Here is a 20,673-nt window from a genome sequence, read left to right as displayed (position 1 = left end):
CATGACCAGCACCACCGAACCCACCGAGCCGCTGTCGGTCGAGCAGCTGTCGGGGACGACCCTGCTGCGGTTCGCGACCGCGGGGTCCGTCGACGACGGCAAGTCGACGCTCGTCGGACGGCTGCTGCACGACTCCAAGTCGGTCCTCACCGACCAGCTGGAGGCCGTCGCGCACGCCTCGCGCAGCCGCGGTCAGGACGCACCCGACCTGGCGCTGCTCACCGACGGGCTGCGGGCCGAGCGCGAGCAGGGCATCACCATCGACGTGGCGTACCGCTACTTCGCCACCGCCCGCCGCCGGTTCATCCTCGCCGACACCCCCGGCCATGTGCAGTACACCCGCAACATGGTCACCGGCGCCTCCACCGCCGAGCTGACGGTCATCCTGGTCGACGCCCGCAACGGCGTCGTCGAGCAGACCCGCCGGCACGCCGCGATCGCGGCTCTGCTGCGCGTTCCGCACGTCGTGCTGGCCGTCAACAAGATGGACCTCGTCGACTATCAGGAGACCGTGTTCGCCGCGATCGCCGAGGAGTTCACGGCGTACGCCTCCGAACTGGGTGTCCCCGAGATCACCGCGATCCCGATCTCGGCGCTCGCCGGGGACAACGTCGTGGACCCGTCCGCGAACATGGACTGGTACGGCGGCCCGACCTTCCTGGAGCACCTGGAGACGGTTCCGGTCACCCATGACCTGGCCACCTGCCACGCGCGTCTGCCCGTGCAGTACGTGATCCGCCCGCAGACCGCCGAGCACCCCGACTACCGCGGCTACGCGGGCCAGATCGCGGCCGGTGCCTTCCGCGTCGGCGAGGAGATCACGGTGCTGCCCTCGGGCCGTACCTCGAAGATCTCCGGGATCGATCTGCTGGGCCTGCCGGTGGACGTGGCCTGGACGACGCAGTCGGTGACGGTCCTGCTGGAGGACGACATCGACATCTCGCGCGGCGATCTGATCGTGCCCAGCAAGGACGCGCCCGCGACCACGCAGGACATCGAGGCGACCGTGTGCCACGTCGCGGACGCGGCGCTGACCATCGGCCACCGTGTGTTGCTCAAGCACGGCACCCGCACGGTCAAGGCGATCGTCAAGGACATCCCGTCCCGCCTCACCCTCGACGACCTGTCCCTGCACCCGCACCCGGGGCACCTGGTCGCCAACGACATCGGCCGCGTGAAGATCCGTACCGCCGAGCCGCTGCCGGTCGACGCGTACGCCGACTCCCGGCGCACCGGCTCGTTCATCCTGATCGACCCGGCGGACGGGACGACGCTGACCGCGGGCATGGTCGGCGAGTCCTTCGCCTCGCCGGAACCGGTGAAGACCGAGGCCGACGACGACGGCTGGGACTTCTGACATGACCACCAATGACATGACCAGCGACGATTTCTTCTCGACGTTCGCGAAGGAGGGCGGCCGGGTGGGCAGCGGCGCTCTCGGTAGCGGGCAGGGCGGGGTGGCGCGATGTGCGGTGTGACGCCCTCAACGGTGAAGGCGTACGCGCCTTGCCGACGCGCCCCGTACCGACGAAAACCCCCTGCCGATCCCCCGGCCACGACCTGAGAGCGTGACCGCCGGGCCGACGAGAGGAACCCCTCCCGTGCCTGCCACCCACTCCGCCCTCCGCCGCGGCCTCGCCGTGGTGGTGGCCGTGCCCCTGCTGGCGCTCGCCGCGCCGGCCTGCGGGTACGGCTCCCAGGCCAAGGACAACGGCACGGCGAACGTCGCCGCCCATGGCAAGAAGCTCTCCGCCGACACCGTCAGGATCGGCTACTTCCCGAACCTGACGCACGCCACGGCGCTCGTGGGCGACGAGAAGGGGCTGCTCCAGAAGGAGCTCGGGGGCACACAGGCCACGTACTCGCAGTTCAACGCGGGTCCTGCCGAGATCGAGGCGCTCAACTCGAAGTCCATCGACATCGGCTGGATCGGCCCGTCGCCCGCGATCAACGGCTACTCGACGACCGAGGGCAAGGGTCTGCGCATCATCGGCGGTTCGGCGTCGGGCGGTGTGAAGCTCGTGGTGAATCCGGAGAAGATCAAGTCCCTGAAGGACGTCAAGGGCAAGAAGATCGCGACTCCACAGCTCGGCAACACGCAGGACGTGGCGTTCCTCAACTGGGTCGCGGAGCAGGGCTGGAAGGTCGACGCGCAGAGCGGCAAGGGCGATGTGTCCGTGGTGCGTACGGACAACAAGATCACCCCCGATGCCTACAGGTCCGGTTCCGTGGACGGTGCGTGGGTGCCGGAGCCGACCGCGTCCAAGCTGGTCGCGGAGGGCGGCAAGGTGCTGCTGGACGAGGCCGATCTGTGGCCGGACAAGATGTTCGTGATCACGAACATCATCGTGTCGCAGACGTTCCTGAAGGAGCACCCGGACGTCGTCGAGGCCGTACTGCGCGGCTCGGTGAAGACCAACGCCTGGATCAACACCCACCCGGACGAGGCGAAGGCCGCGGCCAACGCCAAGCTCGAGGAGCTGACCGCCAAGCCGCTGCCGGCCCAGGTGATCGATCCGGCCTGGAAGTCGATCCGGTTCACCGACGATCCGCTGGCCGCCACCCTCGGCGCCGAGGCACGGCACGCGGTCGACGCGGGCCTGCTCGAGAAGCCTGACCTCAAGGGCATCTACGACCTGGCACCACTGAACAAGGTCCTCAAGGCCGAGGGCGAGCCCGAAGTCGACGACGCCGGTCTCGGCGTCAAGTAAGTCCCGAAGCCCACGTTGAGATCACAGGAGGTGACGACCATGGCAACCGCCCTCGCCAAGGCCGCCGACGCCGGTACGTCGGTGGCGCACGCCGCGCGCATCGAGCATGTCTCGAAGTCCTTCGCCGGCCCGGCCGGACAGCAGCTGGTCCTCGACGACATCACGCTCGATGTCGCGCCCGGCGAGTTCGTCACCCTCCTGGGAGCCTCCGGGTGCGGCAAGTCGACGCTGCTGAACCTGGTGGCGGGCCTGGACCGGCCTACCGCGGGCGGCATCACGACGGACGGCCGTCCGGCGCTGATGTTCCAGGAGCACGCCCTCTTCCCGTGGCTGACCGCGGGCAAGAACATCGAACTCGCCCTGAAACTGAGGGGCATCGCGAAGTCCGAGCGGCGCGGCAAGGCCGAGGAGCTGCTGGAGCTCGTCCGGCTGAAGGGCGCGTACGGCAAGCGCGTGCACGAGCTGTCGGGCGGTATGCGGCAGCGCGTCGCGCTGGCCCGCGCGCTCGCGCAGGACAGCAAGCTCCTGCTGATGGACGAGCCGTTCGCGGCACTCGACGCGATCACGCGGGACGTGCTGCACGACGAGCTGACCCGCATCTGGCGCGAGACGAACCTGTCGGTGCTGTTCGTGACGCACAACGTGCGCGAAGCGGTGCGGCTTGCCGAGCGCGTGGTGCTGCTCTCCTCGCGCCCCGGCCGTATCGCACGGGAGTGGACGGTCGACATTCCGCAGCCGCGCCGTATCGAGGACGCCGACGTGGCGGAGCTGTCCGTAGAGATCACCGAACAACTGCGTGGGGAGATCCGCCGTCATGGCCAGCACTGAGGCGACGGACGCCAAGACCACCGGGGGCAAGGCCACCGGGGACGGAAACGATCTCGCCGGGCTCGAAGCGGGCCTGGACGCCCTGGAGACGGTCCAGACCGGACGTACGCCCTTCCGGAAGACCCTCGTCGACAAGATCCTGCCGCCGGTCGTCGCCGTACTCCTGGTCCTGGTGGTCTGGCAGGTCCTGGTGTGGGCGAAGGTCGTCGACAGCTACAAGCTGCCCGCGCCGTCCGAGGTCTGGGGCGAGGTCCGGGACGCCTGGCTGCAGGGCACGCTCCACGAGTACATCTGGACGAGCGTCTCCCGCGGACTGCTGGGCTTCCTGCTGGCGCTGGCGATCGGTACGCCGCTGGGTCTGCTGGTGGCGCGCGTGAAGTTCGTCCGGGCCGCGATCGGGCCGATCCTGTCCGGCCTTCAGTCGCTGCCGTCGGTGGCCTGGGTGCCGCCGGCGGTGCTGTGGCTGGGCCTGAACGACCGGATGATGTTCGCGGTGATCCTGCTGGGCGCGGTGCCCTCCATCGCCAACGGTCTGGTGTCGGGCGTCGACCAGGTGCCGCCGCTGTTCCTGCGGGCGGGCCGCACGCTCGGGGCGACGGGCCTGCGTGGCACCTGGCACATCGTGATGCCCGCCGCGCTGCCCGGCTATCTGGCCGGTCTGAAGCAGGGCTGGGCGTTCTCATGGCGCTCGCTGATGGCCGCGGAGATCATCGCGTCCTCGCCGGAACTGGGCATCGGTCTCGGTCAGTTGCTGGAGAACGGCCGTACGGCGAACAGCATGTCCATGGTCTTCTTCGCCATCCTCCTGATCCTGATCGTCGGTATCGCCATCGACCTGCTGATCTTCAGTCCGCTGGAGCGGTGGGTGCTGCGCAGCCGCGGTCTCCTCGTGAACCCCTGACCCGAGGAGTGTCACGTCCCATGCGCCGACCGGTCCTACTCGTCATCGCCCACGGCAGCCGCGACCCGCGCCATGCCGCGACGGTGCACGCCCTGGTGCGCCGAGTACGCGCCATGCGTCCGGGCCTGCGCGTGGAGACCGGCTTCCTGGACTTCAACATCCCGTCCGTCCCGTCGGTGCTGGAGTCACTGGCGGCAGAGGGAGTACGGGACGTGGTGGCACTCCCCCTCCTCCTCACCCGCGCCTTCCACGCGAAGGCCGACATCCCGGCGGTGCTGCGGGAGGCACCGTCGCGGCTGCGGATCCGGCAGGCCGAGGTGCTCGGCCCGTCGCCGCTGCTGACCGCGGCGCTCGAACGGCGGCTGTACGAGGCCGGGTTGAGCCCTGCCACTGCGTTTCCTCGGGGGACAACCCCCGTACCCCCGGCCGAAAACCCCGCCTGGCGGAGGCAAGTCGGCCAGATGAAGTCCTCGACCGGGGTCGTGCTGGCCTCGGCGGGGTCCACCGACCCGGAGGCGATCGCAGTGATCGCAGAAATCGCGCGGGAGTGGCGGCACACCGGTTGGTGCGCCGTGCGACCTGCGTTCGCCTCCGCATCCCTCCCCCGCACGGAGGACGCGGTCCACGAACTCCGCGCCCTCGGCTGCGCCCGCGTGGCGGTGGCCCCGTACGTTCTCGCCCCCGGCTTCCTGCCGGACCGGATCGCGCGGGGCGCGGCCGAGGCGGACGTACTGGCGGATGTGCTCGGCCCGGCGCCAGAGGTGGCGCGGGTACTGCTGGAGCGGTACGACGGGGCGCGGGTGCCGGTGCTGGCGGCGCTCGGCGCTTGAGCAGCCGCAGACGCCCGCGGCTTCTTCCCTTGACGACCGCGGCTGCTTCCCTGCCCGAGCAGAAGCGACGCTCAGTCCTCATTGAACAGACGCGACCGCCTCGCCTGCCAGCCGTGTCAGCTCGGACACCGGCATCGACCCCGCCTCCGTGCGCTCGCGCGCGAAGTCGTTCGCGAGCTGTTGCAGCAGTTCGTTGAGCGGGGTCGGCACGCCGTGCAGGCGGCCCAGGAGGGCTATCTCGCCGTTGAGGTAGTCGGCCTCGATCGTGCCGGTGCCTCGGTGGAGCGACTGCCAGGAGGAGCCGGCGCCGCGGGCTGAGCCGTCGAAGGGTTCGAAGCGGATCTTGTCGGCGCGGGCCTGCTTCTGCTCCTCGTCACCGGCGTACGCGATGCCCGCCGCGGCGAGCACGGCCTCGCCCTCCGCACGGACGCGCTCGTAGAGCGCGATGCCCTCCTCGCTGGTGAGCACGCCGCTGACCGCCTCGATCGCGTTGGCGAGGTTGCCGAGGAGCTTGGCGTACTGCCAGCGCGTCACATCGGGTACGACCGGAGCCTCGAAGCGGGACTTCTCCAGGTCGGCCGCGATTCGGCGGGCTGTCTCGTCCGTGCCGGACGGGTAGCGGCCGAGGTGCAGAATGCCGGTCAGCGGGGTACCGGCGGCGGACACGACGCCCGGCTCGACAAAGGCCGCGGGCAGCCAGACACACATGCCGTACACGCGCCGGAAACGCCGCAGCGCGAGCCGCTGACTCTCCACCCCGTTCTGCGCGCAGACCAGCGGCAGCCGCTCACCCGCCGTCCCTCCGCCCGCCACCGTGACGGGAGCCCAGCTCTCCAGGGCCGCCGCACTGTCCTGCGTCTTGACGGCGAGCACGAGCACGTCGTCCGCCCGCAACTCCCCGAGGGCGTGCGGCCCGTCGACCGTGGTCAACCGATGGACGTGCGGCCCATCGGGCACCACCAGCCGCAACCCACGCTCGCGCAGCGCCTCGTGCTGTGCGCCCCGCGCGACCAGGACGACCTCGTGCCCCGACTCGGCAAGGCGGCCGCCGATGGCTCCGCCCACGGCCCCCGCTCCGACGATGATGTAGCGCATGGTCCGAGCCTCCCACAGCCGCGTGACCGGTCAGCTACGGGTCAGCTCCGCCAGCTTGACCACGGTGTTCCAGTTGCGGGTAGTGGCGATCAGGCCCTTGACCGTGCGGGGCTTCGCCAGCGCCTCCGCCAGCTTGGAGCGGCCGAGGCCGTCGGGAGCGTACAGGTAGAGGCAGCGGTCCCCGAGGCGGAACTCCTCGGGGAGGAAGGCCTGTTGGTCGATCGACGCGAACCGTTCGGGGGCGACCTGCGCGGAGAAGTACGTGATGTGGAGCTGTTTCGGCTGGAGTTCGGCGGCCGGGAACGGGCAGGCGTCCAGCACAGCCTGGAGGTAGGTGTGATCGCGGACCAGGACGTCGACGGTGAAGCCGAAGTGCTTCTCGACGGCCGTGGTGATGTCCGCGGCCAGGGAGTCCTCGTCGCCACTGTCCGCGGTGAAGATCGCGTTGCCGCTCTGGAGGTAGGTGCTCACCCCGCCGAGATCGAGTCCCTCGAGCAGCGTGCGCAGTTGGGCCATCGGCACCTTCTTGCTGCCGCCCACGTTGATCCCGCGCAACAGCGCCGCATACGTCGTCATCCGCACACCATAAAGCGGCCGCCGTGCCCCGTGGGGGCGGGCACGACGGCCGCGGTCGGAGACGTTACGGCAGTTACGGGTTACTCAACGACCTTCAGGAGCTTGTTCGGCGTGCCCGGGGACGCGTTGGAGATCGTGTCCGCGGTCGCGCCGTCGGTGAGCGCCTTGGTGACCGCCGCCGGGTCGGCGTCGGGGTGGCCGGCCAGATGGACGGCGGCGGCGCCCGCTACGTGCGGGGTCGCCATGGACGTACCGGAGATGGTGTTGGTGGCGTCGTCGCCGGTGTTCCAGGCGGAGGTGATCTCCGAGCCCGGGGCGTAAAGGTCGACGGAGGAACCGAAGTTGGAGAAGTCCGACTGCTGGTCGTCCTCGGTGGAGGAGGCGACCGTGATGGCCTCGGGGACGCGGGCCGGTGAGCCCTGGCTCGCGTCGGCCGACTCGTTGCCCGCCGCGACTGCGAAGGTGACGCCGGACGCGATGGCCTTCTGTACGGCCGCGTCGAGGGCTTCGTCGACCCCGCCGCCGAGGCTCATGTTGGCGACGGACGGGCCCTCGTGGTTGGCGGTGACCCAGTCGATGCCCGCGACGACCTGCTCGGTGGTGCCGGAGCCCTGGTCGTCGAGGACCCGGACGCCGACGATCTTCGCCTTCTTCGCCACCCCGTGCGCCTCGCCCGCGATGGTGCCCGCGACATGCGTGCCGTGGCCGTTGCCGTCCTGCGCGGTGTTGTCGTTGTCGACCGCGTCGAAGCCGTCCGAGGCACGGCCGCCGAAGTCGCTGTGGCTGACACGGACTCCGGTGTCGATGACGTACGCGGTGACGCCCTCACCCGCGCTGTCGGGGTAGTTGTACGCACCGTCGCCCGCGGTCGCGGTCTGGTCGATGCGGTCCAGGCCCCAGGAGGGCGGGTTGGCCTGGGTGGCGTCGATGTGGAACTTCTTGTTCTGGACCACCTTGGCGACCGACGGATCGGCGGCCAGCCGCTTGGCCTCGGTCTGCGAAAGGCCGGACGCGGAGAAACCGTTGACGGCCGAGGCGTACGTGCGCTTCAGGGAGCCGCCGTACTCCTGGGCGAGGTCCTTCTTGGCGCCCTTGGTGGCCTTCTCGTCGAGCAGCACGATGTAGCTGCCGGAAACGGCGCCCTTGGCGTCGAGCCCGTAGACCTTGCCCTCGGCCGGAGTCGCGGCGCCGGCGGTGGTCCCGGCGAAGACGGTCACGCCCACCGCGGTGGCGGTGGCGGCTATGGCCGCGGTCAGCTTGATTCTGCGGGCACGCTGGTTTTTTGCCATGAAGAGGTGTCTCCTCGTGGTTTCCGTGGGGGGATTTGTGGGGGGAAACTCGCCGCCGGGCAATGAAAGTTACCCGGCGGTTGGCACGAAACCCTGACTGATTGACGCGCGCAGATCAACACCTACATACACCTGTGACACATTCAACAAGTGTTCGCAATAACAAAGGGGTTGAGGGGCGACAGATCGGACGGAGCGTCCGACGGGCCGGAGATCGTGGTTGCGACCCTCTGACACTCCCTTTACGTGTAGGGGCCACCTCCTCCGCAGTGCGGAGGTCACGGGGGCCAAGGGGAGGACTCGGTCCTCCGTCACTTCACCGGGCAGCACGAGGAGATGCCCTTATCCGCCCCATACCTTCAAAGCGAGGGAGGCGGCAGGGGGCCGTCAACCCGAGACAAGGGGGCAAGCCCGTCATGGGGAACGGAGACACACGGGTGCGGGGCATAGCCGCCCGGGCCGGCGGCTGGAGCGCCCGGCACCGCTGGGCGGCCGTCGGGATCTGGCTGCTGTTCGTCGTCCTGACGATGGGGCTCGGCTCCGCGGCGGGCACGGTCGAGGTCAAGGACAGCGATCAGATCAGCGGCGAGACCAGCCAGGCAGCGGCCATCGCCGAAGAGGCAGGAATCGACGAGCCGGCCGGGGAGACCGTGCTCGTCCAGGCCAAGGACTCCGGCGTGAAGGCGACGGACGCGGACTTCCGCGCAGCCGTCACGGCCGTGATGCAGGCGGTCGAGAAGACCGGCGAAGTGACGGCCGTGACCTCGCCGTACGAGACGGACACCATCTCCAAGGACGGCCGCAGCGTGCTCGTGCAGTTCGACATGCGCGGCGAGGCGGACACCGCGGGCGAGCGCGTGGAGCCCGTACTCGACGCCGTCGAAGAGGTGCAGAAGGACCATGAGTCGCTGACGATCGAGCAGATCGGCAGCGCCAGCATGATGAAGACGTTCGACGACGCGTTCGGTGAGGACTTCCAGAAGGCGGAGTACTCCGCGGTGCCCGTGGCGCTCGGCATCCTGCTGGTCGCGTTCGGTGCGGTGGTGGCGGCGCTGGTGCCGGTGGCCCTCGCGATCACCGCGATCATCGCGACGATGGGTCTGATGGGCATCGTCAGCCATGTGATGCCCATGAGCGACACCGCCAGCTCCGTGATGCTGCTGGTGGGCCTCGCGGTCGGCGTCGACTACTGCCTGTTCTACCTGCGGCGCGAGCGCGAGGAGCGGGCGGCCGGACACGACCCGCAGACCGCGCTCCGTATCGCCGCGGCGACCAGTGGCCGCGCCATCATCGTCTCCGGTGTCACGGTGTGCGTGGCGATGGCGGGCATGCTGTTCACCGGGATCGCGGAGTTCGAGGGGATGGGCCTGGCCTCGCTGATGGTCGTGGCGGTCGCCATGGTCGGTTCGGTGACGGTGCTGCCCGCACTGCTCTCGCTGCTCGGTGCGCGGGTGGAGAAGGGGCGGATCCCGTTCCTGCACCCGGACAAGCGGCGTAAGCGCAAGGATGGTTCGGCCGGCGGCGAGAGCCGGTTCTGGAAGAGCGTGCTGCGGGTGGTGCTGGCGAAGCCCGCGATCTCGTTGATCGTGGCGGCCGGCGCACTGCTGGCCATCGCGGCTCCCGCGCTCGGCATGAAGACCCAGAACCTCACCCTGGACCAGGAGTTCGGCGACTCGCTGCCCATCGTGGCGACGTACGACCGGGTCAACGAGGCCTTCCCCGGCGGTTCCGACCCGGCCGAGGTGGTCGTCAAGGCCGACGACATCAACGCGCCCGAGGTGAAGTCCGCGATCGCCGACTTCCGTGCCCAGGCGGTGGAATCGGGTGCCTCACGCGGCCCGGTCGACGTCAAGGTCCACGACGCGCAGAACATCGCCTTCGTGTACGTACCGCTGGTGGGCGGCTCGGACCTGGACAAGGCGGAGAAGAGCCTTGAGACCATCCGCGACGAGGTGCGCCCGGCGACGCTCGGCAAGGTCGACGGTCTCGAGGCGCCGGTCACCGGTCAGGTCGCGGGCTCGAAGGACTTCAACGACCAGCTCGCCGGCGCGGTGACCCCGGTCTTCGCCTTCGTCGTGGTTTTCGCCTTCCTGCTGATGCTGCTGTCTTTCCGCTCGCTGACGATCGCGATCACCTCGATCGTCCTCAACCTCCTTTCGGTGGGGGCGGCTTACGGCATCCTCGTCGGCGTCTTCCAGCACGGCTGGGGTGCCTCGCTGGTGGGTGCGGAGGGCGTGGGCGCCATCATCACCTGGCTGCCGCTGTTCCTCTTCGTGATCCTCTTCGGCCTGTCCATGGACTACCACGTGTTCGTGGTCTCCAGGATCCGCGAGGCGCGAATGCGGGGCCGCAGCACGAATGACGCCATCCAGCACGGTGTTGTCACCACAGCCGGTGTCGTCACCAGCGCCGCGGTCATCATGGTCGCCGTCTTCGCGATCTTCGGCACCCTGTCCATGCAGTCCATGAAGCAGATGGGCGTGGGCCTCGCGGCGGCGGTCCTCATCGACGCGACGATCATCCGCGGCGTCCTGCTCCCCGCGGCGATGGCCCTCCTCGGCGAACGCAACTGGTACTTCCCGAAGTGGCTCCACCGCCTCCCGGACCTCACCCACGACGAGTCCCCGCAGGGCCCGGCGCCCTCGCCTCCGCCGCCGGCGGTGGAGGAGGAGAAGGTGGGAGTCTGATCTTCTCGCGGTAGTTCGGTACGTGGCCGGGGTGTGCGCATCCCGGCCACGTTGCTGTGTGCTGGTGCCCAGGCCGCCTCGGTGACGGCCACGCGCTCGCGGCATCGCAGAGACCGGCGCTCCGGCCGATGCGTTGCGATTTTCGCAAGACGCGGTTACGGTGGGTGCATGGATGAGACTGTGATCGACCGCGTACGCAGGGTCATGGACGCAGCCTCAATGAGCCAGGCCGCGTTCGCCGAGAAGATGGGGCTCACGCCCGACAAGCTGTCGAAGTCGCTCACCGGGGTGCGCCGCTTCACGTCACTTGACCTGGCGCTGATCGCCGAGGCGGGCGGCAGGACGGTGGACTGGCTGCTCACGGGGCGCGAGCCGCTGCGTCCGTCGTTCGCTGCGCGGACAGCCGCCGGAGCGACTCCCGGACGGGACCGCGTGAGCGATGCGGCGAGCCGTTTCACGGCGGCGTACGAGGTGCTCGAACTGCTGGGGAGGCCACCGAGGCTGCCGCCGCTGCCCACCGTGCGCGACGATCTCAAGCGTTACGTGGATCAGGGGAAACGGCTCGCGCAGGATGCCGTCGGCGTCCTGACGGCTCAGGGCGCCTCCCCGACCGTGGCCGATCTCGAGACCGACGTACTGATTACGGCGTGTGCCCAGCTGTTCGGCGTGGACATCGCGGTGACGCGGCTGCCCGACGGCGTGGACGGGCTCACGTGGCAAACGGACACCTTCCGGCTCATCCTCATCGGGCCCACGGAGATCTGGACCCGGCAGAGGTTCACGCTGGCTCACGAACTCGGCCACATCCTGGCCCGCGACGCCCAGGAGCTCGTCGTCGAGTCGCATGTGGCGCCGGGGCGGCAGAAGGACCTCACAGAGGTCCGGGCCAATGCCTTCGCCTCGAATCTGCTGATGCCCGCATCGGAAGTCCGGGATCAGTTCCGTCGGGTGGCCGACCGACATGGCAGGCTCTCTGACGAAGCGTTCTCCGAACTGGTCGTCGGCTTCAAGGTCTCGCCCAGCGCGCTGACCGCACGGTTGAGCCAACTCGGGCTTGTCGACGGGAAGTCGGCACCGCACTTCCGGGGGCTCACGACAGAGATCTGCCACCTGATGGCGGGGGCGACGGACGCGTTTCAACGGCAGCTCGCCTGGGCCGCGGCCGAGCGGTTCCCCGTACGTCTCGTGGCCGCCCTCTACCAGTGCTATGCCGACGGGGAAGCGACGCTTCGCCCCCTCGCCGCCCTGCTGGGGATGGACGTGGACCATCTGCACGACCTTCTCGACCCGGCCGAGGCCGACACACCGGATCTTGCCGGCGGCGAAGTGGAAGAAGGGGACCTGATCTTCCAGCCATGAGAATCTGCTGGTTTCCCGATAACACCGTGTTGTGCAACTTCGCAGCCGTCGACCGCCTGGCATTGCTGGAGAAACTGCTCGACGGGCGCGGCCGCTGGACGGAGGCCGTGGCCCACGAAGCCGAGCAGTCCGCCGCGTATCTGCCCCGGTTAAGGACATCGTTGCGGTCGGCATGCTCGGTGAGCCGATCGCCATCACGGACATCCGGGAAATCGCCGAGGTCGATCGTGTACGTCGGGCCGTCTTCGGTGGTGTCGTGTCGGCGCCGACCAAGCACCTTGGTGAGGCGGAGACCTGCGTACTCATCACGATGCGTCGCGAGTTCCACGATTCGGTATGGATCACCGATGACCGGTCTGCCGGCGCATTCGCACGGCGACGGGGCATCACCACGAAGGAGACCTTCGATCTCGTGAAGAAGGCCGTCGTCGGTGGGCTGGTCAGCGCCGTGGACGGCCATGAACTGCTCGGCCGGATGGTGGCCGCCGGGCGCTACTTGCACCGCGTCTCGACACGTCCGGAAGACCTGATGCGCTGAACCTTCCTGGGCCACGGGCTTCCGCATCCCCAACGAGGCGGTTCCGCTGCTGCGCGAGACGCCGTGCCGGAGCGGCTGGCCCAAGCACATCCGCGAGCTCGGGCGGGCTACAAGGCGTCGGGGCTGACCCGATCCATGGGAGGAGCACTTCCCGCGCCTTGCCCGCCGCCCCTCCTGTGACTCACGCTCCTGCGACTGAATTCGACGTGTGACCGGCTGCCGTGGTTTGCTGCCGAGCCGGCCGGTTGCCGGTTCCAGCCACCTACACTGCAGCGCCGAGCTCCGCCTCGATCAGGTCCGCCGCCCGCTTCGTGCCGCCCTCGGCCGCCATCTGCCCCTGGATCTCCTTGAGGCGTCGCGCCACCTCCGGGTCATCGGTCAGCGCGAGTACGGCCTCGCGCAGCGTGTCCGCGGTCGCTTCCTCCATCGGTACGTGGCGGGCGACGCCGAGCGCCTGGAGCATGTCGGCGTTGCCGAACTGGTCGACGGCCTGGGGTACGCAGACCATCGGTGTAGCGGTCGCCAGACCCTCCTGGCTGCCGCCCGCACCCGCGTGCGTGATGAACGCGTCGGCCTGCTTCAGGATCGCCAACTGCGGTACCCAGTCCCGTACTTCCACGTTCGCGGGGATCGGGCCGAGCTCGGCCCGGTCTACGTGCTTGCCGACCTGGAGCACCATGTGCCAGCCCGGCAGATCGCCGAAGGCCTTGACGCACTCGCGATAGAAGGCGGGCTGCTTGGTGAAGGCCGAGCCCAGCGACACGAGCAACACCTTCTCGGCACCGACGGGCCGCTGCCAGTCGCCCTGCGCCGCGCGGTCGCCCTGGCAGGCGCCGACGAAGGAGTGCACGGTCTCGTCCACCTGGTCGGCGTTCGGCTGGAGCGCCTTCGGGATCAGGACGATGGAGCGGGCCGGTCGGCCGACGAACGAGTCGGGGTGCTCGGTGATGCCGTTCTCCTCCAGCCAGGCATGGAAGCGGGCGTAGTACGCGTGGCCGCGCTCGGTTTTCTTCGGCTCCTCCCACATCGGCTCGGAGACCTCCTCCTCGTAGCCGTCCCAGGCAACGAGGTTCGGCGAGAGGGAGACGACCTTGACGCCCCAGCGGTGGGCGAGGACGCGGGCCGGGTACGAGGTGATGTCGTGCAGCACGAGGTCCGGCTCGTCGCCCTCGTACGCCTCGATGAGCTGCGGCAGGGCCTGGATCGCGTCGTCGAGGAACGGCTCCACATTGTCGAGGAGCGTGGTCCCCCATGCCTCGGGGTCGGCGTCGGGGCCGGGCAGCGTCGAGTTCCAGAGCTTGGGCTCGGCGCCCGTCTCGGCGACCTGCTCGGCGAAGGCGGGCGGGATCGCGTACGTCACGCGGTGCCCGCGGGCGACGAGTTCCCGAATCACCTCGATGCTCGGGTTCACGTGCCCGTGGGCGGCGATGGAGAACATGGCGATGTGGGCGGGGCGTGGGGTGGTCATGACGACGACCATAGACGAGACGATACGTCTCGTGCAATCCATATTCGGTCACCGTAACCTCCGATCGATGACCGTCACCTCTGATAGCGCTTGAGCACCAAGTTCCCGTCGTCCACCAGGCGCCCGCGCAGCTCGTCCAGGTCGATCGCCCCGCTGTAGTACTCCTGGAAGGCAGGCGTCGCGATCTTGTCCTTCCACTCGGGATAGCCGCGTACGGACTGTGCCAGTGCCGAGCGCAGGTGGGCGGCGAGGGCCGGTCCGGTGGCCCAGTCGTGCTCGGTCGTGTCCAGTGCCGGGTCCTGGAGGGCCTCGGTGCCCGTGGGCAGCATCCAGTCGCCGAGCGCGAGCCGGACCATGTTCTCGGGCAGCAGCAGGAAGTCGATGAACTCGGCGGCCTCCTCCTTGTGCGGGCTGTCCTCCGCGATCGACAGCGTCTGCGGACTCACCCCCTGGGCGAGCCCGTCGGCACCCGCCGGCGCGGGCAGCACCTGCCAGTCGAAGCCCTTGGGCGCCTGCTGCACGATCGGCTGCCGCTATGAGAAGCCGAGCGGCACCATCGCGTACCTGCCGCCGAAGAAGCCGGGAAGTATGTCGGAGCCGCTGCTGCCGAGTGTCGAACTCGACGCGCTGCCATCGGTGTTGACCTGGTCGTGGATGGTGTTCGGCACCACCTCGTCGGCCTTGCCGAAGCGGATCTTCACCTTGCCGTCCGCGCCTCGGTGGAACAGCTGCCCACCGGTCGACAGCGACAGGTTGAGCGTGGCCGAGACGGGCTCTTTGAGCGGCCATGCCACGCCGTACTTGCCGTCCCCGTCGCTCAGTTCGTCGGTGATCTCCATGAACTCGCCCCAGCTCCAAGGCTTCTCGGGCGTTCGGCCATCGTGCTGGCGGACTGACGTGCCGTCAAGGCAGTGTGCAGGCCCTGGCCAGGGCTCCCACCTGGGCGAATGCGACACTGGGCGGCGTATGGCGCGATCTCGACGCCGTACGCGGGCATGCGGCGCGTACGTGTCTGATGCCGGACTGAGCAGCCATGGGAGGCGACCGATGGACGAGGCACGGGCGCGGGACGTGCTCACCGCAGCGGGGTTCGGGCAGGCCGGGGCGGAGCTGCTCGCGCTGGGCGAGAACGCCGTGTTCGCCGCCGGTGACCTGGTCGTCAAGGTGGGGCGTGACGCCGAACTCCTCGACCGGGCGCGGCGGGAGCTGGCCGTCGCGTTCTGGCTCGCGTCGGTGGGCGTCCCCGCGGTACGGGCCGCCGAGCCCGAGGCACGGCTCGTGGCCGGTCACCCGGTGACGGTGTGGCACCGGCTGCCCGATCCCGTACGCCCCGCCGAGCCCCGCGATCTGGCCGAACTGCTGCGGAGGGTGCACGCCTTGCCCGCCCCCGCCTTCGACCTGCCGCGCCGCGAGCTGCTGGGCGGCGTCGAGCGCTGGCTGCGACTCGCGGGCGACGCGATCGACCCGGCGGACGCGGCGTATCTGCGCGATCGCCGCGACGGCTTCACGAGAGCCGCCGCCGAGCTCACCCCGCAGCTGCCGCCGGGCCCGATCCACGGTGACGCGCTCCCGCGCAACGTCCATGTCGGCCCGGACGGCCCCGTCCTGGTCGACCTGGAGACCTTCTCCGCCGACCTGCGCGAGCACGACCTGGTGGTCATGGCCCTGTCCCGCGACCGCTACGGGCTCCCGGCCGAGGCATACGACTCCTTCACGGACGCGTACGGCTGGGACGTGCGCGAGTGGGACGGCTGCGGCTTGCTGCGCGGGGCGCGCGAGACGGCCAGCTGCGCCTGGGTGGCCCAGCACGCGCCGAGCAGCCCGAAGGCGCTGGAGGAGTTCGAGCGGCGGGTGGCTTCGCTGCGGGAGGGGGACGCGACCGTGCGGTGGTACTCGTTCTGAAGCCCGGCTGAGGTTCAGCGGTCCTGGCGTCGGATCGCGTCGGCTGCCCGGTGCAGCTCCGCCAGAACCGTGCGGACGGCCTTCCGTGCCGTGCGCTCGGGGCGGTAGAGGGCATCGATGTGGCGCCGGGCCCGCACGCCGGTGAGTGGCTTGAGGACCAGTGCGGGGTGCGGGCGTGTGGTCCAGCGGGGCATCAGGGCGAGACCTCCGCCTGCGGCGACTGCCTCGGCGACGACGGCGAACTCGTTGATGCGGTGGGCGAGATGGAGCCTTTGGCCCGCGGCTGTGGCGATGGCTTCGATGGTGGCCATGAGCGGGAAGCCGTCGTGCACGGTGATCCACGGCTGGTCGGCCACATCGCGTGGGACGAGCCGCCGCTTCACGGCCAGCGGGTGATCGGCGGGCATGGCCACGTCGAGCGGCTCGCGCAGCAGCGTGGTCGCGGTCACGGTGCGCGGCCACGAGGGAGCGTGCTCGAGACGGTGGGCGAGTACGAGGTCGTACTCCCTGGTCAGCGGCGGGAAGTCGGCCTGCGGGACGTCCTCGTCGGCGAAGGCCGGCCGTGGCCCGCCGGGTGCGGCGAGGCCGCGCAGCAGCAGGGGGAAGAACGCAGAGCCCGCGCTGTGGAAGGCCGCGACCGAAACCTCGCCGTCCGGCCGGTCGACAAACTCGGCGACGGTGTGCCGCGCCCGCGCCAGTGCCGTCTCCACCTCGATCGCCGCGTCGGCCAGGGCCTGACCGGCGTCGGTGAGCGCCAGCCGGCGCCCCTGCCGCTCGGTGAGCGGGACGGGCATCGCGCGTTGCAGCAGCCGCAGTTGCTGCGAGATCGCCGAGGGCGTCACCAGCAGCGCCTCGGCGACCGCCGTGACGCTGCCCAGTTCGCCCAGCTCACGCAGGATCCGCAGCTGCCGTTCGTCCATTGCCTCAGTGTAGGGCAGCTAAATGATTGCTTAAGAAGGTGGCTCTGGGCTTCATGGACCGGGAAAGGCAAGGTGGGCGCGTGCCTGATGCCCGCCGTACCGATGCGGTACTTCTCCTTGTCGCGCTCGTCTGGGGCTCGAGCTATCTCTCCGCCCAGACGGCAGCCGCCGCGCTCCCGGTTCTGGTGGTGCTGTTCGCGCGGTACGCGCTGTCCGCGCTCGCCTGCCTGGGCCTGGCCGTCACCGCCCGTCGAGGGCCCCGTGGGTGGACCCGTGAAGAGATCCGGGCCGGTGTGCCCCTGGGAGTCACACAGGCGGCCGTCCTGCTGATCGAGACATACGGCGTCGCCCACACGAGCGCCGCCAACGCGGGGTTGATCATCAGCCTGACCATTGTGCTCACCCCTCTCCTGGACCGCTCGGGTGACCGTGGCGGTCTGCCTCCGGTCTTCTTCGTCGCCGCCGGGGTGTGCGTGCTGGCCGTCGGGCTCCTCATGGCCGGCAACGGGTTCCACGCACTCCGCCTCGGTGACCTGCTGATGCTCGGCGCCGCGGTGGTGCGGGCGGCGCACGTGGTCCTCGTCGGACGGCTCACCGCGGGCCGGGCGATACGTCCGCTGCAGCTGACGGCGGTTCAGACCCTGGTCGGCTCGGCCCTGTTCCTGGCGCCCGCCGCCCGCGGCCTTCCGGACCTGGCGCACGTCGGCCTCGCGGCCTGGGCGCAGCTGCTCTATCTCGCCCTGTTCTGCAGTGTGTTCGCGTTCCTCGCACAGACCTGGGCCGTGCAGCGCACCTCGGCCAGCCGGGCCAGCCTCCTGCTCGGCACCGAACCGATCTGGGCCGCGGCGGTCGGCATCGGTCTCGCAGGTGAGCACTTCACCGTGCTCACCGCGCTTGGCGCGGCCCTGATGGTCACCGGCACGTACTGGGGGCAGGCCGTGGAGCGCGCCCATCGCGGCACCGCGCCACACGCAAAGAACCCGGAGATCCCGCACCACACCGAAGAGGACCCCGCATGCCCGACAGCCACGGCGCAACCCACACCCACGACACCTACCAACGTCTGATCACCCTGCTCGACACCTCCTCCATCGCATACGAACTCATCGACCACGAGCCCGAAGGCACCACCGAAGCCGTCAGCGCACTGCGCGGTCACCCCATGTCCGAGGCCGCGAAGTGCATCGTCCTGAGAGTCAAGGTCGATCGGCGGACCACGCGCCACGTCCTCGCGGTCGTCCCCGGAGACCGCCGCGTGGACCTGGACGCCGTCCGCGCGCTCTATGCCGCCCGCTACGCGGGCTTCAGCGACGCGGCCACCGCCGAGCGCCTGGCCCGTGCCGTACCCGGCACCGTCCTCCCCTTCAGCTTCGATCCCGACCTCGAACTCGTCGCGGACCCGGACGTCGTGGCGCAGCCGAGGCTCTATTTCAACGCGGCCCGCCTCGACCGCTCCCTGGTCATCTCCGGTGAGGACTACGCCCGTGTCGCCGAGCCACGGGTGGAACGGATCGCGAGTCCCTGAAGGATCCGCGCTCCCGCCTGGCCCGGCACACCGAAGCCGAGCACCAGATCAAGCCATCCCTGGTGGTCCGGGTGACAGAAGTGGTTGAAAGCCTGAACGCGGGTCCGGGCTGGGGTTAGCCTCGTTCTCCCATTGGGGGCGAACTGACGTACGCATGAAATCACTTCGGGGGGTACGTGTCAGAACAACGGCCGGCGCCACCGGACTCACCGACGAACGAGGCTGCCGCACTACGGGAATCCGGTGCCACACCCCTGCGGCCCGGCGACCCGGGCCGTGTCGGCCCCTATGTGCCGCTGGGGATGCTCGGCAGCGGTGGCATGGGGCGGGTCTATCTGGCTCGTCCCGCGGACGGCGGCCCCGGCCTGGTCGCGGTGAAGGTGATCAGGCCTGAGTACGCGGAGGACGCCCAGTTCCGCCGCCGGTTCAAACATGAGGCGTCGGTGCACGCCCGGGTCCGTACGCCCCGCACGCCGCGATTATGCGGCACGGACTTCCAGGACGAACTGCTGTGGATAGCCACCGAGTACGTCCCGGGACTCGATCTGGCCGATGCCATACGTGAGGACGGCGCCCTGGAGACGGCCACGGTCTGGCGTCTGGTGAAGGAACTGGGGCAGGCGCTTGCCGACCTCGCCGCCGGGGGGATCGTGCACCGGGACCTGAAGCCGTCCAACGTTCTGCTGTCCGTGCGGGGCGCGCATGTGATCGACTTCGGCCTTTCGAAGGCCGCGGACGCGAGCGCGATCACCGGCACGGGCAACCGGGTGGGAACTCCGGCCTACATGTCGCCGGAGCACCTGCGGACGGGCCGGTGCGACACGGCGTCGGATGTCTTTTCGCTGGCCGGGACGCTGGTCTACGCGGCGACGGGGCGTGGTCCGTTCGGCGACGGCACGGGTGTGGATGTGATGCACCGGGTGGCGTTCGAGGAGCCGAATCCGGAGCTGATGGCCAAGGTCTCGGCGGCGGACGCGGCGCTCGGTTCACTGCTGTCCATCTGCCTGGCGAAGGAACCCGAGAGGCGGCCCACCCCGCAGGACCTGATCGACGCGGCGGCCGGGGCGCTCTCCGGGACGTCCACCTGGCGCGAGCCACTGCTCGGCAAGGTGCTGGCCCGGCAGCGGGCGTACGAGGCGCTGCACCGCCTCCCCGTCGAACAGACGACTCGTCTGCGGTCCTCGGACGACCGGCCGGCGGCGGAGCCGCGCCCCTCTTCCGAGCCGGTGCCCCAGCCCAGTCAGCCCGGTTCCGGACCACCGGTACAGGCGCCAGCTCCTCTCGACGTCACACCGCCGGGACAGTCACGCCCGGCGGGAGCCCGTCCTTGGGCACGGAGGAAGCCGGTGCTGGCCGTCGCCGCAGGCATCACCCTCTGCGCGGTGGCCGCGGGAGTCTTCATGCTCACTCGTCAGGACAGCGACCCGAACGCTTCGTCTCCGGGAGCCGGTGCGACGGCCTCCGTCGGCACCGTGCCCGGCGATGCCGACGTCTCGCCGGTGCCGGGGGTCTCGGACGGCACGTCTGCCCCGGCTGCGTCCGGCAACGATGCGTCCGGCAACGGTGCCAATGGCCTCGGCGGTGTCGACGCCTCGCGTCCTGAGGTCTCCGGCACCGCCGACGACAGCCAGCGAAACGATCCTTCTGCTCCCGGCACCGAGACCAGCGGCCCCGCTGACGCCTCTCCGTCCCAGAGCAGCCCGTCTTCCGAGCTCGCAACCCCGCCTTGGATCTCCGACTGCACGCACTACTCCGGCAACGGACGCACAAGCCAGGGGGACAGCGGCAAACGCGTGCAGCAGGTGCAGTGCATGCTGACGAAGCGCGGATACAGCGTGGGGAACACCGGCGTGGACGGCGACTTCGGCCCCGGCACGGAGTCCGCGGTGCGAAGCTTCCAAAGCGGTAAGGAACTGGCCGCCGACGGCGTCGTCGGCCGCGAGACCTGGGTCGCGCTGCGCAGCACGGAGTGACGCCCCGACCCCGTGCCCCGTCGCGCCGACGCCGGGCATGACGGCCGCGCCGGGGCGGCGGTGTCACCGCG

16 protein-coding genes and 2 pseudogenes are annotated in these 20,673 nt (G+C 69.9%); 12 read left to right on the top strand and 6 right to left on the bottom strand.

Going from position 1 to position 20,673, the window contains the following annotated elements; genetic code table 11:
• Position 1 precedes the first annotated feature (1 nt).
• The 5 genes from ACFYO0_RS18895 (at position 2) to ACFYO0_RS18875 (ending at position 5,270) form a co-directional block, all read left to right on the top strand.
• Positions 2-1,357 (top strand): sulfate adenylyltransferase subunit 1, encoded by a 1,356-nt coding sequence (locus ACFYO0_RS18895; RefSeq protein ID WP_388676862.1) that lies wholly within the window; start codon positions 2-4, stop codon positions 1,355-1,357.
• A 244-nt stretch (positions 1,358-1,601) separates the two neighbouring features.
• Positions 1,602-2,711, top strand: a complete 1,110-nt coding sequence (locus ACFYO0_RS18890) for an aliphatic sulfonate ABC transporter substrate-binding protein (RefSeq protein WP_388676859.1) — start codon at positions 1,602-1,604, stop codon at positions 2,709-2,711.
• A 39-nt stretch (positions 2,712-2,750) separates the two neighbouring features.
• Complete coding sequence (locus ACFYO0_RS18885; RefSeq protein WP_388676856.1) at positions 2,751-3,539, top strand: ABC transporter ATP-binding protein; 789 nt, start codon at positions 2,751-2,753, stop codon at positions 3,537-3,539.
• Positions 3,526-4,440 (top strand): ABC transporter permease, encoded by a 915-nt coding sequence (locus tag ACFYO0_RS18880; protein ID WP_388676854.1) that lies wholly within the window; start codon positions 3,526-3,528, stop codon positions 4,438-4,440. The genes ACFYO0_RS18885 and ACFYO0_RS18880 overlap by 14 nt, the downstream gene beginning before the upstream one ends.
• 20 nt (positions 4,441-4,460) lie before the next feature.
• Positions 4,461-5,270 (top strand): sirohydrochlorin chelatase, encoded by an 810-nt coding sequence (locus tag ACFYO0_RS18875; protein WP_388676851.1) that lies wholly within the window; start codon positions 4,461-4,463, stop codon positions 5,268-5,270.
• Between the two features lie 78 nt (positions 5,271-5,348).
• On the opposite strand, the gene ACFYO0_RS18870 is transcribed toward ACFYO0_RS18875, so the two are convergent.
• The 3 genes from ACFYO0_RS18870 to ACFYO0_RS18860 form a co-directional block, all read right to left on the bottom strand.
• The gene (locus tag ACFYO0_RS18870; RefSeq protein WP_388676849.1) at positions 5,349-6,365 is read right to left on the bottom strand and encodes a ketopantoate reductase family protein; all 1,017 of its coding nucleotides are present in this window, start codon (positions 6,363-6,365) and stop codon (positions 5,349-5,351) included.
• Between the two features lie 30 nt (positions 6,366-6,395).
• Positions 6,396-6,941, bottom strand: coding sequence for a DUF1697 domain-containing protein (locus ACFYO0_RS18865; protein ID WP_388676846.1), 546 nt, complete (start codon positions 6,939-6,941; stop codon positions 6,396-6,398).
• An 80-nt stretch (positions 6,942-7,021) separates the two neighbouring features.
• On the bottom strand, positions 7,022-8,230 hold the full coding sequence (locus ACFYO0_RS18860) for a S8 family peptidase (RefSeq protein WP_388676843.1): 1,209 nt from the start codon (positions 8,228-8,230) through the stop codon (positions 7,022-7,024).
• A 416-nt stretch (positions 8,231-8,646) separates the two neighbouring features.
• On the opposite strand from ACFYO0_RS18860, the gene ACFYO0_RS18855 reads away from it, so the two are divergent.
• The 3 genes from ACFYO0_RS18855 to ACFYO0_RS18845 all read left to right on the top strand — a co-directional run bounded on the left by ACFYO0_RS18855 (position 8,647) and on the right by ACFYO0_RS18845 (position 12,814).
• Positions 8,647-10,917, top strand: a complete 2,271-nt coding sequence (locus ACFYO0_RS18855; protein WP_388676840.1) for an MMPL family transporter — start codon at positions 8,647-8,649, stop codon at positions 10,915-10,917.
• Positions 10,918-11,085: 168 nt separating this feature from the next.
• Positions 11,086-12,276, top strand: a complete 1,191-nt coding sequence (locus ACFYO0_RS18850) for a helix-turn-helix domain-containing protein (RefSeq protein ID WP_388676837.1) — start codon at positions 11,086-11,088, stop codon at positions 12,274-12,276.
• A 172-nt stretch (positions 12,277-12,448) separates the two neighbouring features.
• Positions 12,449-12,814, top strand: coding sequence for a hypothetical protein (locus ACFYO0_RS18845; RefSeq protein ID WP_388676834.1), 366 nt, complete (start codon positions 12,449-12,451; stop codon positions 12,812-12,814).
• Positions 12,815-13,076: 262 nt separating this feature from the next.
• Here the strand turns inward: ACFYO0_RS18845 and ACFYO0_RS18840 are convergent.
• Positions 13,077-14,334: pseudogene (locus ACFYO0_RS18840) on the bottom strand (glycosyltransferase).
• A gap of 22 nt (positions 14,335-14,356) precedes the next feature.
• Positions 14,357-15,154, bottom strand: a pseudogene (locus ACFYO0_RS18835) (ABC transporter substrate-binding protein); the annotation flags it as partial.
• 175 nt (positions 15,155-15,329) lie between these two features.
• Between ACFYO0_RS18835 and ACFYO0_RS18830 the strand changes: the two are divergent.
• The gene (locus tag ACFYO0_RS18830; protein WP_388676831.1) at positions 15,330-16,184 is read left to right on the top strand and encodes a phosphotransferase enzyme family protein; all 855 of its coding nucleotides are present in this window, start codon (positions 15,330-15,332) and stop codon (positions 16,182-16,184) included.
• A gap of 14 nt (positions 16,185-16,198) precedes the next feature.
• On the opposite strand, the gene ACFYO0_RS18825 is transcribed toward ACFYO0_RS18830, so the two are convergent.
• On the bottom strand, positions 16,199-17,104 hold the full coding sequence (locus tag ACFYO0_RS18825) for a LysR family transcriptional regulator (RefSeq protein ID WP_388676828.1): 906 nt from the start codon (positions 17,102-17,104) through the stop codon (positions 16,199-16,201).
• A gap of 80 nt (positions 17,105-17,184) precedes the next feature.
• On the opposite strand from ACFYO0_RS18825, the gene ACFYO0_RS18820 reads away from it, so the two are divergent.
• The 3 genes from ACFYO0_RS18820 to ACFYO0_RS18810 all read left to right on the top strand — a co-directional run bounded on the left by ACFYO0_RS18820 (position 17,185) and on the right by ACFYO0_RS18810 (position 20,602).
• A complete protein-coding gene (locus tag ACFYO0_RS18820; RefSeq protein WP_388676825.1) occupies positions 17,185-18,171 on the top strand; it encodes a DMT family transporter in 987 nt (328 codons plus the stop codon).
• The gene (locus ACFYO0_RS18815) at positions 18,120-18,629 is read left to right on the top strand and encodes a YbaK/EbsC family protein (RefSeq protein ID WP_388676822.1); all 510 of its coding nucleotides are present in this window, start codon (positions 18,120-18,122) and stop codon (positions 18,627-18,629) included. The genes ACFYO0_RS18820 and ACFYO0_RS18815 overlap by 52 nt, the downstream gene beginning before the upstream one ends.
• 176 nt (positions 18,630-18,805) lie before the next feature.
• Positions 18,806-20,602: a protein kinase gene (locus tag ACFYO0_RS18810; protein ID WP_388676819.1), complete on the top strand. Its 1,797-nt coding sequence runs from the start codon at positions 18,806-18,808 to the stop codon at positions 20,600-20,602.
• Positions 20,603-20,673 lie beyond the last annotated feature (71 nt).

It is taken from the genome of Streptomyces sp. NPDC006365 (genome assembly GCF_042870755.1).
Classification (GTDB): domain Bacteria; phylum Actinomycetota; class Actinomycetes; order Streptomycetales; family Streptomycetaceae; genus Streptomyces; species Streptomyces xiangluensis.
Note: the sequence above shows the minus strand (reverse complement) of the source record. Positions and strands in the feature narration are given on the sequence as shown.

What these genes read in the sequence shown, in the direction of transcription:
- ACFYO0_RS18895 (WP_388676862.1), top strand. Translation starts at nt 2, where the DNA reads ATGACCAGCACCACCGAACCCACCGAGCCGCTGTCGGTCGAGCAGCTG.
- ACFYO0_RS18885 (WP_388676856.1), top strand. Translation starts at nt 2,751, where the DNA reads ATGGCAACCGCCCTCGCCAAGGCCGCCGACGCCGGTACGTCGGTGGCG.
- ACFYO0_RS18880 (WP_388676854.1), top strand. Translation starts at nt 3,526, where the DNA reads ATGGCCAGCACTGAGGCGACGGACGCCAAGACCACCGGGGGCAAGGCC.
- ACFYO0_RS18875 (WP_388676851.1), top strand. Translation starts at nt 4,461, where the DNA reads ATGCGCCGACCGGTCCTACTCGTCATCGCCCACGGCAGCCGCGACCCG.
- ACFYO0_RS18870 (WP_388676849.1), bottom strand. Translation starts at nt 6,365, where the DNA reads ATGCGCTACATCATCGTCGGAGCGGGGGCCGTGGGCGGAGCCATCGGC.
- ACFYO0_RS18865 (WP_388676846.1), bottom strand. Translation starts at nt 6,941, where the DNA reads ATGACGACGTATGCGGCGCTGTTGCGCGGGATCAACGTGGGCGGCAGC.
- ACFYO0_RS18860 (WP_388676843.1), bottom strand. Translation starts at nt 8,230, where the DNA reads ATGGCAAAAAACCAGCGTGCCCGCAGAATCAAGCTGACCGCGGCCATA.
- ACFYO0_RS18855 (WP_388676840.1), top strand. Translation starts at nt 8,647, where the DNA reads ATGGGGAACGGAGACACACGGGTGCGGGGCATAGCCGCCCGGGCCGGC.
- ACFYO0_RS18850 (WP_388676837.1), top strand. Translation starts at nt 11,086, where the DNA reads ATGGATGAGACTGTGATCGACCGCGTACGCAGGGTCATGGACGCAGCC.
- ACFYO0_RS18845 (WP_388676834.1), top strand. Translation starts at nt 12,449, where the DNA reads ATGCTCGGTGAGCCGATCGCCATCACGGACATCCGGGAAATCGCCGAG.
- ACFYO0_RS18830 (WP_388676831.1), top strand. Translation starts at nt 15,330, where the DNA reads ATGGACGAGGCACGGGCGCGGGACGTGCTCACCGCAGCGGGGTTCGGG.
- ACFYO0_RS18825 (WP_388676828.1), bottom strand. Translation starts at nt 17,104, where the DNA reads ATGGACGAACGGCAGCTGCGGATCCTGCGTGAGCTGGGCGAACTGGGC.
- ACFYO0_RS18815 (WP_388676822.1), top strand. Translation starts at nt 18,120, where the DNA reads ATGCCCGACAGCCACGGCGCAACCCACACCCACGACACCTACCAACGT.